General features: G+C 65.4%; 13 protein-coding genes. 5 read left to right on the top strand and 8 right to left on the bottom strand.

Translation table 11 applies throughout. The features are described 5' to 3' along the window. Positions 1-30: 30 nt before the first annotated feature. From gudD to AAE027_RS32160, 6 genes are all read right to left on the bottom strand, one after another. Positions 31-1389, bottom strand: coding sequence for a glucarate dehydratase (gene gudD, locus AAE027_RS32135; protein ID WP_370989914.1), 1359 nt, complete (start codon positions 1387-1389; stop codon positions 31-33). Positions 1390-1414: 25 nt separating this feature from the next. Beyond that, the gene (gene kdgD / locus AAE027_RS32140; protein ID WP_370989915.1) at positions 1415-2359 is read right to left on the bottom strand and encodes a 5-dehydro-4-deoxyglucarate dehydratase; all 945 of its coding nucleotides are present in this window, start codon (positions 2357-2359) and stop codon (positions 1415-1417) included. 123 nt (positions 2360-2482) lie between these two features. Continuing rightward, complete coding sequence (locus AAE027_RS32145) at positions 2483-3388, bottom strand: LysR family transcriptional regulator (protein WP_370989917.1); 906 nt, start codon at positions 3386-3388, stop codon at positions 2483-2485. A gap of 122 nt (positions 3389-3510) precedes the next feature. Further along, positions 3511-4863, bottom strand: a complete 1353-nt coding sequence (locus tag AAE027_RS32150) for an MFS transporter (protein ID WP_370989918.1) — start codon at positions 4861-4863, stop codon at positions 3511-3513. A 298-nt stretch (positions 4864-5161) separates the two neighbouring features. Further along, on the bottom strand, positions 5162-7114 hold the full coding sequence (locus tag AAE027_RS32155) for an SGNH/GDSL hydrolase family protein (protein ID WP_370989919.1): 1953 nt from the start codon (positions 7112-7114) through the stop codon (positions 5162-5164). Positions 7115-7205: 91 nt separating this feature from the next. Then, on the bottom strand, positions 7206-8288 hold the full coding sequence (locus AAE027_RS32160; RefSeq protein WP_370989920.1) for a lysylphosphatidylglycerol synthase transmembrane domain-containing protein: 1083 nt from the start codon (positions 8286-8288) through the stop codon (positions 7206-7208). A gap of 427 nt (positions 8289-8715) precedes the next feature. On the opposite strand from AAE027_RS32160, the gene AAE027_RS32165 reads away from it, so the two are divergent. The 3 genes from AAE027_RS32165 to AAE027_RS32175 all read left to right on the top strand — a co-directional run bounded on the left by AAE027_RS32165 (position 8716) and on the right by AAE027_RS32175 (position 13474). After that, positions 8716-9222: a YciE/YciF ferroxidase family protein gene (locus AAE027_RS32165; RefSeq protein ID WP_370989921.1), complete on the top strand. Its 507-nt coding sequence runs from the start codon at positions 8716-8718 to the stop codon at positions 9220-9222. A 330-nt stretch (positions 9223-9552) separates the two neighbouring features. Beyond that, positions 9553-10962, top strand: coding sequence for an MFS transporter (locus AAE027_RS32170; RefSeq protein ID WP_370989922.1), 1410 nt, complete (start codon positions 9553-9555; stop codon positions 10960-10962). A 112-nt stretch (positions 10963-11074) separates the two neighbouring features. Continuing rightward, positions 11075-13474 carry a bifunctional diguanylate cyclase/phosphodiesterase gene (locus tag AAE027_RS32175; RefSeq protein ID WP_370989923.1) on the top strand — a complete coding sequence of 800 codons (2400 nt, stop codon included), beginning with the start codon at positions 11075-11077 and terminating at the stop codon, positions 13472-13474. Between the two features lie 4 nt (positions 13475-13478). Here the strand turns inward: AAE027_RS32175 and AAE027_RS32180 are convergent, their stop codons facing one another. Beyond that, entirely contained in the window at positions 13479-13913 is a 435-nt protein-coding gene (locus tag AAE027_RS32180; protein ID WP_128944801.1) for a hypothetical protein, read from the bottom strand. A 79-nt stretch (positions 13914-13992) separates the two neighbouring features. Between AAE027_RS32180 and AAE027_RS32185 the strand changes: the two genes are divergently transcribed. After that, a complete protein-coding gene (locus AAE027_RS32185; protein WP_370989924.1) occupies positions 13993-14574 on the top strand; it encodes a hypothetical protein in 582 nt (193 codons plus the stop codon). 8 nt (positions 14575-14582) lie between these two features. On the opposite strand, the gene AAE027_RS32190 is transcribed toward AAE027_RS32185, so the two are convergent. Next, positions 14583-15926 carry an aminotransferase-like domain-containing protein gene (locus AAE027_RS32190; protein ID WP_370989925.1) on the bottom strand — a complete coding sequence of 448 codons (1344 nt, stop codon included), beginning with the start codon at positions 15924-15926 and terminating at the stop codon, positions 14583-14585. Positions 15927-16112: 186 nt separating this feature from the next. On the opposite strand from AAE027_RS32190, the gene AAE027_RS32195 reads away from it, so the two are divergent. Further along, positions 16113-16349 (top strand): DUF1127 domain-containing protein, encoded by a 237-nt coding sequence (locus AAE027_RS32195; RefSeq protein WP_370989926.1) that lies wholly within the window; start codon positions 16113-16115, stop codon positions 16347-16349. Positions 16350-16668 lie beyond the last annotated feature (319 nt).

The raw sequence follows: 16668 nt of genomic DNA on the forward strand, positions 1-16668 counted from the left end.
CCCACTTTTCCGGGATCATGCCTGAGTTTCTTAACGCACGAGGCAGGGACGCTTGTCGTCGAAGGTCCAGCCGGGGATCAGATCCTGCATGGCAATAGCGTCATCACGGGCGCCAAGTCCATGCTGCTTGTAGAGGTCATGCGCAGCGTCGATGGCCGCCCTGTCGATTTCGATACCCAGGCCCGGCCTGTCGGGAACGGCAATCTTGCCGCCCTTGATCTGAAGCGGCTCTTTCGTCAGCGCCTGGCCATCCTGCCAGATCCAGTGGGTGTCGATGGCGGTGACCTTGCTGGGGGCGGCGGCGCCGACATGGGTGAACATGGCCAGCGAAATGTCGAAATGGTTGTTGGAGTGCGAGCCCCAGGTCAGGCCGTTGTCGCGGCAGGTCTGGGCGACGCGGACCGAGCCTTGCATGGTCCAGAAATGGGGATCGGCGAGCGGAATGTCCACCGCACCGAGACGCAGCGCATGGGAAAGCTGCCGCCAGTCGGTGGCGATCATGTTGGTCGCGGTCGGCAAGCCCGTGGCGCGGCGGAACTCGGCCATGATCTCACGGCCGGAGAAGCCGGCCTCAGCGCCGCAGGGGTCCTCGGCATAAGCGAGGATGCCATGCATGTCCTTGCAGAGGCTGATCGCTTCGTCGAGCGACCAGGCGCCGTTCGGGTCGAGCGTCACGCGCGCATTGGGAAAGCGCTTGGCAATCGCGGTGACGGCCTCGATCTCCTGCTCGCCGCGGAGCACACCGCCCTTGAGCTTGAAGTCGGCGAAGCCGTAATGGTCGTGGGTGGCTTCCGCGAGCCGCACCACGGTCTCGGGCGTCATCGCCTCCTGATGGCGGAGGTTGAACCACTCGGCCTTGCCGGTCTCGCCGTTGACATAGTCGAGCTTGGATTTACGGCGGTCTCCAACGAAGAAGAGATAGCCGAGCGTCTCGACGCTCCTGCGCTGCTGGCCTTCGCCGAGCAGCGCCGCGACGGGAAGATTAAGATGTTGGCCGAGCAAATCGAGCAGCGCGGATTCGATCGCTGTGACCGCGTGGATCATGACGCGAAGATCAAACGTTTGCTTGCCGCGGCCGCCGGCATCGCGGTCGGCGAAGGCGGTGCGGATATCGGCGAGGATGTTGTTCATCGCGCCGACGGTCTTGCCGATCACGAGATCGCGGGCGTCCTGCAGCGTCTGCCAGATCTTTTGTCCGCCCGGCACCTCACCGACGCCGGTGTGACCGGAATTGTCGGTGAGGATGACGATGTTGCGGGTGAAGAACGGCGCATGCGCGCCGCTCAAATTGAGGAGCATGCTGTCGCGGCCCGCGACCGGGATCACCTGCATCGCCGTGACGACCGGTGCGCCAGCGACTGGCGCGCCGGAGATCTCAGTCTGGGCCATCGCACGCTCCTCCTGTTGTCGTCCGTTATTCTGCCGCCTGTTGTGTCGAACGGATGGCGGGCAGATTCTTCACCAGCGCGGTCAGTTCCGCCGTCTCCTGCTCGGTGAGATCGGTGAGCGGCGGGCGGACCGGGCCGGAGTCGCGGCCGATCACCTTCATGCCGGCCTTGATGATCGAAACCGCATAGCCCTTCTTGCGGTTGCGGATCGCGATCATCGGCAGGATGAAGTTCTTCAGGCCGGCATGGATCGTCTCATGGTCGCGCTTGCGCACGGCGGCGTAGAAGTTGGTGGCGAATTCCGGCACGAAGTTGAACACGGCCGAGGAATAGGTCGTCACGCCCATGTCGAGATAGGGCAGCGCGAAGGTCTCCGCGGTCGGCAGGCCGCCGATATAGGTCAGGCGGTCGCCGAGCTTGGTGTAGACGCGGGTCATCAGCTCGATGTCGCCGATGCCGTCCTTGTAGCCGACTAGGTTCGGGCAGCGCTCGGCGAGACGCGCGAGCGTGTCGGGCTGGAGGATGGCGTTGTCGCGGTTGTAGACGATGACGCCGATCTTCACGGAGGCGCAGACCGCCTCGACATGCGCGGCGAGGCCCTCCTGCTCGGAATGGGTCAGATAGGGCGGCAGCAGCAGCAGGCCATCGGCGCCGGCTTTCTCGGCGCCAACGGCGATCTCGCGGGCGATCGCGGTACCGTAGCCGGTGCCGGCGAGCACGGGCACGCGGCCCTTGGTCTCCTCGACGGCGATCTTGACGATTTGCGGAACCTCGGTCGGCGTCAGCGAGAAGAACTCGCCGGTGCCGCCGGCGGCGAACAGGCCAGCAACGTCATAGCCGCACAGCCAGTCCATGTTGGCGCGGTAGGTCGCCTCGTCGAAGGAGTAGTCAGCCCTGAACGGCGTGACGGGGAAGGACAGGAGGCCAGATCCGATCTTCTGGGCCATTTCCTGCGGGGTCATCTTGCTCATGGGCGCGGCTCCCTTCTTGCGTGTTGTGGAGGACGCAAGCCTGCGCGTCCATGCGCCGGTGTTTAGGAGACCGTTCGATGCGCGTCCAAGCCAAAGCCTATATCGACTGATGCAGATTGAGTATCAATCCTCCGCCACCTCCACGGAGGACAATTCACCGGCGATTTTGACGAGGGCCGAGAGCAACGGATTCTCGTCGTCGCGGCGCCAGACCATGAAGAGCTCGACGGGAACGCGCGTACGCAGCTTCAGCGGCCGCAGCCGCACGTCGGCGATCTTCAGGCTTGCCGCCGCCGCCGGCACGATGGCGAGGCCGAGGCCGGCACGCACCATGGCGAGGATCGAGTGGATCTGGCTGAGATGCTGGACGTAGCGCGGCAGCACATCGGCGCGGGTGAACAGCGCCACCAGCAGATCGTGAAAATAGCGGCTCTCATAGGGCGAATACATCACGAAGGGCTGGTCGTCGAAATCCTTGATGGTGATGCTCTCCGCGTTCGCCAGCGGATGCTTCTTGGGGATCGCCGCGAGCAGGGGCTCGGCGACGACGCGGCGGCTGGCAAGCTCGGGCCGCGCAATCGGCGGCCTAAGCAGGCCGGCGTCGATCTGGCCCGAGGTCAGCGCCTCGAACTGGTCGCCCGACACCATCTCCTTCAGCGAGAAGTCCACCTCCGGCAGCTTGGCGCGGCAGGCGGCAACGAGCTCAGGCAGGAAGCCGTAAGCCGCGGCGGCCGTGAAGCCGATCTTCAGCGAGCCTGTCTTGCCGAGCGCGATGCGGCGGGCGACTTGTGAGGCGCTTTCCGCAAGCTTGAGGATGCGCCGTGCCTCCGGCAGGAAGCTGCGCCCTGCGGGCGTCAGGCGCACCGAGCGGCTGGTGCGCTCCAGAAGCGGCGCATCGATGATGTGCTCGAGCACCTGGATCTGCCGGGACAGTGGCGGCTGCGTCATGTTCAGCCGCGCGGCGGCGCGGCCGAAATGCAGTTCCTCCGCCACCGTGACGAAACAGCGGAGCTGGTTGAGGTCGAACATCGATACATGCCTTAGATGGATAAGGCGTTTCCCCGGCACTTCTAGCATCGATCACCCCCAAAACAAAGACGGCGGCTGGGAAGCCGCCGTTGAGTTGCCTGGTCAAGCTCCCATGGGAGCCCTCAGGAGGAATGTTTGAGCGTCACCCGCTCGATCTTGCCGACCACCACGAGATAGGCGAACGCCGCCACCAGCGCGTTGAGGCCGACGAACACCAGTGCGCCGTTGAACGAGCCGGTCGCGGCCAGGATGTAGCCAATCACGATCGGCGTGGTGATCGAGGAGAGATTGCCGAAGGTGTTGAACAGGCCACCGGAGACGCCGCCGGCTTCCTTCGGCGAGGTATCGGACACGACCGCCCAACCGAGCGCGCCGATGCCCTTGCCGAAGAAGGCGAGCGCCATGAAGCCGACCACGAGCGCCTGTCCGTCGACATAGTTGCAGGCGATGATCGACATCGACAGCAGCATGCCGCCGACGATCGGGATCTTGCGCGCCATGGTCAGCGAGCCCGTCCTGCGCAGGATGGCGTCGGAGATGATGCCGCCGAGCACGCCGCCGATGAAGCCGCACAGCGCAGGCAGCGTCGCGACGAAGCCGGCTTGCAGGATCGACAGCCCACGCTCCTTGACGAGGTAGACCGGAAACCAGGTCAGGAAGAAATAGGTCAGCGTGTTGATGCAGTACTGGCCGAGATAGACGCCGAGCATCATGCGGTTGGAGAGCAACTGGCGGATGTGATCCCAGCCGGAGCCGGCCCCGGGGGCACGCTCGCGCAGCAGATCGTCCTTGGGCGCGTCGAGATCGACCAGCGCGCCGCCTTCCTTGATGTAGTCGAACTCGGCGTCGTTGATCGAAGGATGCTCCTTCGGGCCATAGATGCTCTTGATCCAGACGAGGCCCATGACGATGCCGAGCGCGCCCATCACGAAGAACACGAAGCGCCAGCCATAGGTGTGCGCGATCCAGCCCATCAGCGGCGCGAAGATCACGGTCGCGAAATACTGTCCCGAGTTGAAGAACGCCGACGCGGTGCCGCGCTCATTGCCGGGAAACCAGGCGGCGACGATGCGGGCGTTAGCGGGGAAGGAGGGCGCTTCGGCGATGCCGACCAGGAAGCGCAATGCGAACAGCACGAGGACGGCGGTGCCGGCGCTGAAGAAGCCGACCCAGCCCTGCATCATCGTGAAGATCGACCAGACGATGATGCTGAAGGCATAGACGAGACGCGAGCCGTAGCGGTCGAGCAGCCAGCCGCCCGGCACCTGCGCGATCACGTAGGACCAGCCGAACGCCGAGAAGATGTAGCCCATGGCGACGGGATCGAGATGCAGCTCCTTGGAGAGCGCGGAGCCTGCGATCGACAGCGTGGCGCGGTCGGCATAATTGACGGTGGTGACCAGGAACAACATGGTCACGATGAACAGCCTGACGCGAGACCTCTTCACGTCCGCTGCGGACACCACTGCGCTCATCACGCGCCTCCTTAGAACTCGAACATTTCCTCAAGGCGACTCCTAGAGGCGCGCGCGGCAAAGTGTCCAAGTTCAAGGCAGTATCGATCGATGCCGTTTTTGGATTGATGGAACGGCAGGTGAGGGGAACGTTACGTGGAAATTGCAAACGTGCTCTCCACGCACTCCGCTGTCATTCCCCGCGAAGGCGGGGAATCCAGTACGCCGCGGCCCCTCGATTTAATCACGCCTGCCGCGGAGTATTGGATCGCCCGCCTGCGCGGGCGATGACACCGATCGTGTGTGGAGCTAGCCTGTACTACTGCCGCGCACTCGGTAGCAGCTGTGGCAGAAATCCGCGCGTCACATCCGGCGGAGCGGCGTCGAGGCCGAGCACGGCGCTCGCGGCGGGCAGTGCGGCATCCGCCATCGCGGCGTGGCCCTCGGCACTTGGATGCACGGCACCGCCATAGACGGCGGAGAGCACGCCCCAGGTCGCGTCGTGGATGTCCGTCGGCTGGCTCGCGGCCGGCAATCCTTGCGGATAGGTCATCGCGGCAAAATAGCTGTCGTTGGCGTCGCGGATCCAGCGGGCGCGCGGCAGGTAGGCGCGGTATTCCGAAGCGCCGCGCCCGCACAGCATCGGCTGGCTCGCCGCCGTCACGATGTCGGGATTGAAGCTCTGGCCGTTCTCGGCAAAGCAGGTGCGGTCGAATTCGGGATCGTTGCCCGAATGAGCGCAGAAGCCGTGATCGGCGAACGCCGCCTGATGCGTGTCGACGAAGGTCATGCGGTCGGCTTCGGGATCACGGCAAAGCGCGCCGCGGGTGCAGGTGGCGAGCCCCTTCAGCTGCGGCAGGAATTCGGTGTCGACGAAGGTCGAGACGCGGGCCAGGCGTTGCGGATCGGCGTTGAAGGATGGATGGATGTCGAAGCCGGCGCGGCCGCCGCGGCAGGGCACGCCGCCATCGGCGAGCGCCGGGTTGGCGTAGGAGACATAAACCACGTGCGAGAGATCGCCACCGACCAGCGGCTTCAGCGCCTCGCGCAGCTTGACGAAATTCTGCGGCAGCTCGCGCGCCAGCGCATCGCGGGAATCATCCACGCTCGCCATCACGCCGGAGCGGCGGAACAGCGCGCGCTCGGTCGCGGTGTCGACGATCACGTCGGCGACGAGACCGGAAAAATAGACGTCGTTGGCGCCGACCGACAACAGCACGAGATCGAGCGTGCGGTCGGGCTGGCGCTTCTTCGCCGCGGTGAGCGCTTCGCGCAGCTCGGCGACCTGCGCGTTCACGCTGGTGTTGCAGACGCCGGTCTTGCCGGGCGGGCATTCGCGGGCGCGCTGCGAGCCGAGCAGGCCGTCGCCGATGCTGGCGCCGGTGCAGGCGAGCGGCAGGAAGGTCACGGCGATGTGGGTGTAACGCACCGCGAGCGCCAGCGCGGTGCGGGCCTGATAGCTGTAGAGCGAGCGGTGGCAGGGCGCGTTGAACCAGAGCGCGCTGTAGCGTTGCCAGTTGGCGAGCGTATCGGGCGCCTCGCAGGCGCGGCCACCCTTGAAGCCGTGGCGGCTCGGCCGGTAGTACTGCGCGCCAGCGGTACCGAGATAGGAGCGGAAGCAAAAACCTTCGTCCGACAGCGCCAGCGGCCGGTCCGGATTGCCTTCGCCGGAGGCGATGCTGTCTCCTAAGCCGGCGACGAAGATGTCGCGGACCTGAATCTCGGCCTGGACCCGCTGGGTCGGATCCGAGCCGGAGGAGACATCGACGGTCGCGACCGTCTGCTTGCCGTAGCGGACGCGCAAATTGACCGGCTCGGCGCAGTCGAAGGTCGAGGTTTGCGGCCCGTCGCCATCGTCGAACGACCAGGCGCAGGTGGCGCCGACCGGCACTGCGCCGGCGAGGCGCACGGTGACGGGATGGTCGATCGGGGTGAGGTAGTTCTCCTTGACGTTGTCGCGGGTGCAGGGCTGGTTGACCCGGCCCTGAAGGTCGATGCAGAGCCGGTTGACCATGTTGCGGGCCCAGCCGCGGCCCTCGCTCTGAAGCTCCAGCGACTGCTCGGCAGCCAGGATGCTGCGGTTACGCGCATTCTCGACGTGGAGCAGGAAATCGCGCTCCTCGCGGAACAGGCGGAAGCGGTTGCGCACCTCCCAACTGATCTGCATGGCGCCGGCGTCCTGCGCGGCGGCGCGCTCGAGCGGCAAGGCGGACAGAATCGCGGCAAGCAGCAGGGCGCCTGCACGGAGGGTGCGAAAGGGGAGAGGGATCATGGTCCGCGTGTTCAACGGCAAAGTTGGGGCGGAAATAAGAGAGGATTGTTGCCCCGCCCGCAACCTTAGTCTGACGCTCCTGCTGACCCGCCTATCGCTTGCCGGCCTGCCGCAGCGTCCGCTCGCGCTCCATCGCGGCCACCTGCTGGGGCAGGTTGGCCTGGGCGCAGGCCTCCGCCAACCGTCGCCGCTCCTGCCACGGCGCGACCACGTTCATCCAGAGTTCGCGCGTGCCCATGATGGAGATGGCGAGGCCGAACGGGATCACGAAATAGAGAAGGCGGAACACCAGCAGTGTCGCCAGAAGCTGCTCGCGGCCGAATTCGGGCAGCGCTAACAGCATGGCGGCATCGAACACGCCAATCGAGCCGGGCGCGTGGCTGGCAAAGCCGAGCAGCGTCGCCAGGATGAACACCACGGCGAGCGACATGAAGTCGATTGGCGGATTGGCCGGCATCAGCAGGTACATCGCCGTGGCGCAGAAGCCGAGATCGACCACGCCGATCAGGATCTGCACCAGCGTCAGCGGCGTCGAGGGCAGCACCACCTTCCAACCCTTCTGGCCGAGCTCGCGCCGCTTCTCGCCCATGCAAAGCCAGACCAGATAAGAACCGATCGAGGCGAGGCCGCCGAGCGCGATCAGCCGGTTGATCGACGACGGCAGCTGATCCATCGCGGACGCCGCATCCGGATGGATGGCCATGCCGATCGAGAGCACGAAGATGTTACCGAGCCAGAAGGTCAGGCCCGACAGGAAGCAGATCTTCGCGACGTCGATCGCGTTTAGGCCGTAATCCGAATAGATCCGGAAACGGATCGCCCCGCCGGTGAAGACGGTGGCGCCGATGTTGTGGCCGATCGAATAGGACGTGAAGCTGGAGAGCGCCGCGATGCGGTAGGGCACGTGCTTCTTGCCGATCGTTCGCAGTGCAAAAAAGTCGTAGAAGGTCAGGGTGCAGAACGCGAAGAAGACGCAGATCGCCGCCAGCCCGATACTTCCGCGGGGAATCTCGGTCAACGCCGTCAGGATGACCCCGGTATCGATGCCCTTGAGGGTCCGCACCAGCGTGGTGACCGCGAAGGCGATGATGCAGACGCTCGCGGCAATGCCGAGCCGTCGCCAGCCGATCCATCTATTGAAGCCGCGTCTCAGCGCGGGCAGCAGTCCGTGCATTCATCCTCCCGGCGGGGGGCAAGACCGATCCAGCCAGGTATTGGCAAGTCGGGTACGATGACGGCCAAAGGCGGGCGTCGATCGGTTGGCATGATCCAGCTCATTTAAGGCAAAAACAGCGGCTTGTGCAGCCCTTGACAACAATAGGTTCTGCGTTGGACCAGCCACTTTTGTCATATGTGGTTCACATCTGACGCGCGTTAAGCATATGAGTCGCGAAACGCGGCTCGGACGGCGCATTCATGTTCAAGAGGATGGTTTCAAATCCTGCCGCCATCCGCATTGTTCCAGCGCAAAGCGATGGGCGTTTTGGAACGTCGATACCGCGTGCTCGTTGGGCCCCAACAGCAGCCGAACATGGCGGAATAATGGGGCCTTTCGTGCAGGCCGATACCGCCGTGTTCCCGAAACCGAGAGGAGCGGAACGATGGGACTGTTCACAAAAGACATCAAAACCATGAACGACCTGTTCGTGCACCAACTCCAGGACATCTATTACGCCGAGCAGCAGCTCACCAAGGCGCTGCCGAAGATGGCAAGCAAGGCTACCGATCCGCAGCTGAAACAGGGCTTTTTGACGCACCTCGATGAAACCAAGCAGCATGTCACGCGTCTCGAGGAGGTGTTCAAGATGCACGGCGTCGCCGTGAAGGCAGTCGACTGCCCGGCCATTGACGGCATCATCGAGGAAGCCGACGAGACGGCCGGTGAGGTTGCCGACAAGGCCGTGCTCGATGCTGCGCTGATCAACGCAGCCCAAGCCGCTGAACATTACGAGATCGCCCGCTACGGCAGCCTGATCGCTTGGGCTAAGCAGCTCGGCCGTAACGACTGCGCGGCGGTGCTTGCCAAGACGCTCGAGGAAGAGAAGGCGACCGACAGGAAGCTGACCACACTCGCCGAGAGCAAGGTGAATCTGCGCGCGGCGAGCTAGCGCGAAGGTGGCGAGATAAGATGCCGCGTGGTGCTGCCGCCCCATAGGCTATGTCATCGCCCGGCTTGACCGGGCGATCCAGTATTCCAGAGAAATTAGTGGATACGGAGAAGCCGCGGCGTACTGGATGCCCCGCCTGCCGCCTACGCTTCGGCGCGCCCGAGACCGAAACCTCGGCGAAGCCTTGGCGTAGCCGGGTCGCGGGGCATGACACTGTCTGTGGGGCAAGCACGATCGCTACACACACACACACATCATTCGGTCATTGTCGAATCATGACGGTGTGCCACTAGCGTATATTTCGCATGGGGCTGCAATCGAGGTGGCAGCATGCGAGCAAGCACCATCAAATATCAAACCGTGGACAACGCGCGCGCCGCCCCGCGCGGCGGCTCGCATCTTGCAACCTCGCTCACGCTTGCCGCGATGAGCCTCGGCTACGGCGTGGTGCAGCTCGACGTCACCATCGTCAACACCGCGCTCGATGCCATGGGCAGGGCGCTCGGCGGCGGCGTTGCCGAACTGCAATGGGTGGTCAGCGCCTACACCATCGCGTTTGCCGCTTTCATCCTGACGGCCGGCGCGCTGGGCGACCGGATCGGCGCCAGGCGCGTCTTCATGGCGGGGTTCGCCATCTTCACCGCGGCCTCGCTCGCCTGTGCGCTGTCGCCCAATGCGGTCGTGCTGATTGCAGCACGGCTGGTTCAGGGCCTGGCGGCGGCGATCCTGGTGCCGAATTCTCTTGGGCTGCTCAATCATGCCTATGCGGACGACCGCGAGCGTGGTCGCGCCGTCGCGGTCTGGGCCGCCGGAGCAAGCCTTGCGCTCACCGCCGGTCCCTTAGTCGGCGGCGCGCTGATCACGCTGGTCGGCTGGCGCGCGATCTTCCTGGTCAATCTGCCGATCGGGCTCGCCGGCCTGTGGCTGAGCTGGCGTTACGCCAGCGAGACCACGCGGGCGCGCTCGCGCGAGATCGATCTGCCCGGCCAGCTGGCCGCGATCGGCGCGCTGGGCGCGCTCGCCGGCGCAATCATCGAAGGCGGGGCGCTCGGCTGGGACCATCCAGCCGTGATCGCAGCCTTTGTCGGAGCCGCCGTTCTCGCCGTGCTCTTTGTCTGGCGCGAGAGTCGCGCGGCGCAGCCGATGCTGCCGCTGTCGTTGTTCGGCCACCGGCTGTTCACGCTGACTTCGCTCGTGGGACTGCTGGTGAACATCGCGATCTACGGCCTGATCTTCGTACTCAGCCTGTATTTCCAGCGGATCAATGGGCTGTCGGCGTGGTGGACCGGTCTTGCCTTCGTCCCGATGATGGCGGCGGTGCTGCCGGTCAATCTGCTGGCGCCGCACCTTTCCGAGCGCATCGGCCCGTGTCCGACCATCGTCGTCGGCGCCTGCATCTCGGCCCTCGGCTGTCTCGGCCTGCTCTCGATCGAAGCCGGGACCAGCTATTGGGCGATCTGCGCGCAGATGATCGCGATCAGCGGCGGGCTCGGCCTCCTGGTGCCGCCGCTGACGTCGACGCTGCTCGGCAGCGTCGAGAAGGCGCGTTCCGGCATCGCGGCCGGCGTCCTGAACGCGACGCGGCAGACCGGCAGCGTGCTCGGCGTTGCTCTGTTTGGTTCCTTGGTGGCGTCGGACCGTGCGTTCATGACGGGGCTGCATTTGTCGCTGGTCGTTTCGGCGGCCGTCTTGCTGATCGCCGCCAGCGTGATTGGCGTCGGCGCGCCGGCGCGAGGATGAACAATGTGAGCGAACGCACACATCTCCTATTCACCATTCCCCGAACAGGTTTGTAGATAGTTACCGATCGTCCATTTCTGTCGGGTCAAGTGCCGGTTGATAGGGGCCGGCAATGTATCAAGTTCTCTTTTGTCTCACCGACGAGCACGATTGGCGACTGGTCGCGCTTGGGGGCGTAGTGTGTCTGCTCGCCAGCGCAGCGGCGATCAGCCTGTTTCAGCGCGCACGCGCGACCCTCGGCCCCGGGCGTCTGGCCTGGATCGCCCTGGATGCCGCCGTCAGCGGATGCGGCATCTGGGCGACGCATTTCATCGCGATGCTCGCCTACGGGCCGGGCGGCGCCGGCGCCTACAACATCCCGGTGACGCTCCTCTCCTTGATCCTTGCGATCTCCGTGACCTTCGTGGGACTGAGCATCGCGGTATCGTCCTCGCGCCCGGTGTGGATCGCCCTTGGCGGCGCCATCGTCGGCTCTGGTGTCGCGGCGATGCATTACACCGGCATGGCGGCGCTGGAGATACCGGCACGGGTGGACTGGATCGGAAGCACGGTCGCCGCCTCGGTGCTGTTCGGAATCGTCTTTGCGGCCCTCGCACTGTTCATCGCCGCGCGGCGCGACGACCTCTCCCATGCGCTGACGGCGACCACCCTGCTGACGCTCGCCATCGTCGCGCACCATTTCACCGCGATGGGCGCGGTGCTGCTGACGCCGGACCCGACGCGCGCGATCAGCAGGCTTTCGATCCCGCCGGCCTCGCTGTCCTTCCTCACCGCGAGCGCTGCGGTTGCGATCATCGCGATTGCGCTCGTGGCCGCGCTGCTTGACCGGCGCGCCAAGGGCCAATTGGGGCGCCAGCAGATCGTGTTGGACAGCGCGCTCGAGAACATGTCGCAGGGACTGTGCATGTTCGACGCGGACGGCAAGATCATGCTGTTCAACGAGCGTTATGCCGCGATGCTCCGTCGCACCGACATCCTGCTCACCGGCCGCCTTCTGATCGACGTGCTCAGGGAGGAGCAGGCCAAGGGCCGGTGGCAGGGCGATGCGGAAGAATTCTTCGCCCGCCTCGTCGCCGACGCGCGCGAGGGCCGCACCACGACCGACGTCGTCAACCGGTTCGGCCGCTCCATCCGCGTCGTCAACCAGCCGATGCAGGGCGGCGGCTGGGTCGCGACCTTCGAGGACATCACCGAGTGGCTGGAGGCGCAGGCCAAGATCTCGCACATGGCGCGCCACGACGCACTGACCAGCCTGCCGAACCGCGTGCTGTTCCACGAACAGCTCGAGCAGGGACTGCGCCGGACGAGGTCGGGCGACCAGCTCGCGGTGCTTTGTCTCGATCTCGATCACTTCAAGGACATCAACGATTCGCTCGGCCATCCCATCGGCGATGCGCTGCTGAAGGAGGTCGGCCGCAGGCTGAAGACGACCGTCGGCGAACACGATACTGTGGCGCGGCTCGGCGGCGACGAATTCGCGGTGGTCCAGATCGGACGTTCCGAGGAAACCGCTGCGAGGTCCCTTGCCGGGCGCCTCGTCGAGGTGATCTCGGCGCCTTACGAGATCGACGACCATCAGATCGTGATCGGCGTCTCGATCGGCATCGCGCTGGCGCCGCAGGACGGCAACAATCCGGACGAACTCTTGAAGAACGCGGACCTCGCGCTCTATCGCGCCAAGGCGGACGGCCGCGGCACCTATCGCTTCTTCGAGACCGGCATGGATGCCCGCGCGCAGGCGCGGCGCCTGTTGGAAATGGATCTGCGCGCGGCGCTGCAACGTGACGAGTTCGAAGTGTATTATCAGCCGATCCGTGACGTCGCGAGCGGCCGTGTCGTCGCCTTCGAGGCGCTGCTGCGTTGGAACCACCCGCAGCGCGGACTGATCGCACCGATCAGCTTCATCCCGCTGGCCGAGGAGACCGGACTCATCGTTCAGCTCGGCGAGTTCGTGCTGCGCTCCGCCTGCACCGACGCGGCCACATGGCCCGACGATGTCGACGTCGCCGTCAACCTGTCGCCGGTGCAGTTCAAGAGTCCGCACCTGGTCGCATCCGTGACCGAAGCGCTGACCGCCTCGGGACTCGATGCGCGCCGTCTCGAGCTCGAGATCACCGAATCGGTGCTGCTCCAGAACAGTGATGCGACGCTGGCCACCTTGCACGAGCTGCGTGCCATGGGCGTGCGGATCTCGCTTGACGATTTCGGCACCGGCTATTCGTCGCTGAGCTATTTGCGCAGCTTCCCGTTCGACAAGATCAAGATCGACCGCTCGTTCGTGTCGGAGCTGGCGACGCGCGAGGATTCCATGGCGATCATCCGCGCCGTGACCGGCCTCGGCCGCAGCCTCGGTATCGTCACCACCGCCGAAGGCGTCGAGAACGATGCGCAGCTCGAGCTGCTCCGGCGCGAAGGCTGCACCCAGGCGCAGGGCTATCTGTTCAGCAAGCCGCGACCTGCTTCCGACGTGGCGATGATGTTGGATGGCCCGCGGCTACGCGCGTCGGCTTGATGGTCTAGCCGCGGCGCAGTGCGAAATGCGCGCCGCAAAATGCCATCACGGCGCCGAGACACAGCGCAGCGAGCCCGGCCAGTACGCTCGAGACGGTCGGGATCGGGCTCGGTGCCGAGGCCACCTGGCCCGCGCCCGCGAGCAGCAGCACGCCGACCGCGATCAGGAATTGGCGCATCCGTTGCGGGATCTGTCCGGAAATCGCGCTCTGCATCATGGTCGCCGTGAAATAGCCGCCGGAAAAGCCGACGGTCGCGATCAGCCACCAGGCGATCGCTGCGCCGGCCGGGATGAACTCATGCGTGTCGGAGCGCCAGAGGCCGCCGAGGTCGAGCCCGTAGCGCGCGCCCAGCATGTGCACCGCGAGCGCGAGCAGCACGCCGGAGATCATTGCGGCGCCGAGAATCAGGCGGCGCGGAAAAAATGTCGTCTCAGCCATGTCCCGCTTGTAGGATGGGCGAGGGCGGTCGCGCAAGCGGATCGCATACGGGATCGCGCGGACGGGATTGATTGTCGAGATGCAGGTTTCGGATGCTGAGGCAGTCACGAGCTATGCCTATAAGGCGTCGCTGATCGGCTCGGCACATCGCTTCGAGCTGACGGAGCAGGGGCTGTCCTGGCACGTCGCCGGGCGCTCCGCGCTGTGGCGCTATGACGAGATCAGTGCGATCCGGCTGTCGTTTCGCCCGGTGTCGATGCAGCAGCACCGCTTTCGCGCCGATGTCAGCCACGCCAGCGGTGGGCGTATCGCGATCCTGTCGACGAGCTGGCAGACCGCGGCGCTGATGGCGCCGCAGGACAGCGGCTTTCGCGCTTTTCTCGTCGCGCTGCATGAGCGGATGGCGAAGGCGGGGAGCCGGGCGACGCTGAGCGCGGGCCTCGGCCGGAAGACCTATGCGGCGGTGTTGGCCTTCCTGGCGGTGCTGACGGTGGCGATGGCGGGTCTGTTGATCCGCGCGCTGATGATCGGCGAGTTCGCCGGCGCGCTGTTCATCCTCGGCTTTGCCGCACTGTTCGCCTGGCAGGTCGGCGGCTTCGTGTGGCGCAACCAGCCACGGACCTACAGCTTCAATCAGTTGCCCCGATCCTTGCTGCCATAGACCGATCGTTACTCCGTCGAGTCGAAATCCTCTTCCTTGGTGCCGAGCAGCGACACGATGGTGCGCAGGCCGGAATCGAGCTGCTCGGGCGAGGGCGGGGCAAGCGCGAGCCGCACCGCATTCGGTGCATGGCCATGCGCGATCGCGAAGGTCGAGGACGGCGTCAGCGCGATGCCGCGCCGGGCCGCCGCCGCGACGAAGGTCTGCGAACGCCAATGCGGCGGCAGTGTCAGCCAGAGATGATAGGAGCGCGGGTCGGCGGCGAGCTGGTAGCCGGCCAGCAGCCTTGCCGCGGTCTGCTGGCGGCGCGCGGCGTCGATGCGTTTCAGCCTTGTCAGCTCGGCGACGGTGCCGTCGGCCATCAGCCGCTGCCCGGATGCGAGCGCGTGGCCGGAGGCGATCCAGCCGCCGGTGCGGACCGCGCTCATCACGCTTTCGCGTAAGTGAGGCGGCGCGACGAGGATGCCGAGCGCGAGGCCCGGCGCGACCTTCTTGGACAGGCTGTCGATCACCATGCAGCGGTCAGGACCGAGTGCGGCGAGCGGCGTGTCGTCGGCGAGGAAGCCGTAGACGGTGTCCTCGATGATGATGAGATCGAGCTTTTCGGCAACCCGCATGATGTCGGCGCGCCGCGTCGCGTTCATGGTAACGCCGAGCGGGTTCTGGATGATGGGCTGGAGATACAGCGCCGACAAATGCGCCTCGCGATGCGCCTTCTGGATGGCGTCGGGCCGCGCGCCGAATTCGTCCATCGGAAGCGGGACCAGCGTCACGCCGAGCCGCGCGGCGATGCTCTTGATGTAAGGATAGGTCAGCGCCTCGACGCCGCAGCGCCCGCCGGCGGGAACGAGCGCCGCGAGCGCGGCCGCGAGTGATTGCTTGCCATTGGCGGTGAAGACGATCTGCTCGGCCTGTGGCGTAAAATCCTTGCGCGAGAGATAGGCGGCGGCCGCAACACGCGCGCTCTTGGTGCCGGTGCTGGTCGAGACGCGCAGCGCGGATTCGAGCGCGTCGACGCGCTCGAGCCCCGCAAGGCTCTTGGCGATCATCGCCCATTGCTGCGGCAGCAGCGGGTAATTGACCTCGAAGTTGATGCGCGCGTCGGCCGGCTCGCTGATCGTCTCGACCTCGCGCCTGATGTCGCCGGAGATGAAGGTGCCGCGGCCGACCTCGCCGATCACGAGCCCGCGGCGGAGCAATTCGGTGTAAACCCGGCTCGCGGTCGAGACCGCGATACCGCGGTCATAGGCAAAATTGCGCTGCGGCGGCAGCCGGTCGCCGGGCCTTAACGTGCCGTTAGCGATATCGACGGCAATGGCATCGGCAAGCTTCACGTACTCGAACTTGGACATTATTGCACCGAGAGCAATGTTTTCCTTGCTCCGAGCAATGTACTGGAGCATTTAGGTTCCATCAAGTTCCGCGATTGAGCCGAGGAGAGCGAGAGCAATCCGACGGCAAATGAGGTGCAAGCGCTCGAAGCGTCTGCGCCAACGGCATCGGCTTCGCCGCGCGGGACGACAGGCCGGAGAAGAACAATGACCACGATCTCGCAAACTGCCGGGAGGAGTTTACGCCCATCCTCATCGAGCGGATTTTTCAGCACGCTCGCTGGCGCCGTCTACGCGCTGTTCGACCGCCTGGAGCGCCGCTCCGCCGTCAAGACGCTGAACGAGCTCGATGACCGCGCCCTGCGCGACATCGGGATCACGCGCAGCCAGATCGAGGACGCGGTCTACGGCCAGTTCAAGGCCGAGCTGACGCGGTATTTGTGAGACGATGACAATGGCGGAGGGTGACGGCATTCGCCCTTCGCGTGTCCCGGACGCGCTGCAGCGTTTACGCTGCGGCGCGGAGCCGGGACCCAGCAGGCCAAGCATTCGCTGCAACATGGGCCCCGGCTCTGCAGCGCACCGCTGAAGAAGCGCTGCGCTGCGTCCGGGGCACGAGACGTGGTGTTGGCGCGCAGCTGCTTCAACATCGTCATTGCGAGCGCAGCGAAGCAATCCAGAGTTGATCTTCCCCCAAAAAAGTGGACAGCGTTCAAGCCGATTTTAGCTCCATCTCGACGGGGCTGATATAGCCGATGGCCGA

The sequence above is a fragment of the Bradyrhizobium sp. DN3 genome (genome assembly GCF_041357655.1).
Lineage (GTDB): Bacteria > Pseudomonadota > Alphaproteobacteria > Rhizobiales > Xanthobacteraceae > Bradyrhizobium.

Excerpts from the sequence above, each read along its gene's own strand:
- gudD (WP_370989914.1), bottom strand. The coding sequence starts at position 1,389 with ATGGCCCAGACTGAGATCTCCGGCGCGCCAGTCGCTGGCGCACCGGTC.
- kdgD (WP_370989915.1), bottom strand. The coding sequence starts at position 2,359 with ATGAGCAAGATGACCCCGCAGGAAATGGCCCAGAAGATCGGATCTGGC.
- AAE027_RS32145 (WP_370989917.1), bottom strand. The coding sequence starts at position 3,388 with ATGTTCGACCTCAACCAGCTCCGCTGTTTCGTCACGGTGGCGGAGGAA.
- AAE027_RS32150 (WP_370989918.1), bottom strand. The coding sequence starts at position 4,863 with ATGAGCGCAGTGGTGTCCGCAGCGGACGTGAAGAGGTCTCGCGTCAGG.
- AAE027_RS32155 (WP_370989919.1), bottom strand. The coding sequence starts at position 7,114 with ATGATCCCTCTCCCCTTTCGCACCCTCCGTGCAGGCGCCCTGCTGCTT.
- AAE027_RS32160 (WP_370989920.1), bottom strand. The coding sequence starts at position 8,288 with ATGCACGGACTGCTGCCCGCGCTGAGACGCGGCTTCAATAGATGGATC.
- AAE027_RS32165 (WP_370989921.1), top strand. The coding sequence starts at position 8,716 with ATGGGACTGTTCACAAAAGACATCAAAACCATGAACGACCTGTTCGTG.
- AAE027_RS32170 (WP_370989922.1), top strand. The coding sequence starts at position 9,553 with ATGCGAGCAAGCACCATCAAATATCAAACCGTGGACAACGCGCGCGCC.
- AAE027_RS32175 (WP_370989923.1), top strand. The coding sequence starts at position 11,075 with ATGTATCAAGTTCTCTTTTGTCTCACCGACGAGCACGATTGGCGACTG.
- AAE027_RS32180 (WP_128944801.1), bottom strand. The coding sequence starts at position 13,913 with ATGGCTGAGACGACATTTTTTCCGCGCCGCCTGATTCTCGGCGCCGCA.
- AAE027_RS32185 (WP_370989924.1), top strand. The coding sequence starts at position 13,993 with ATGCAGGTTTCGGATGCTGAGGCAGTCACGAGCTATGCCTATAAGGCG.
- AAE027_RS32190 (WP_370989925.1), bottom strand. The coding sequence starts at position 15,926 with ATGTCCAAGTTCGAGTACGTGAAGCTTGCCGATGCCATTGCCGTCGAT.
- AAE027_RS32195 (WP_370989926.1), top strand. The coding sequence starts at position 16,113 with ATGACCACGATCTCGCAAACTGCCGGGAGGAGTTTACGCCCATCCTCA.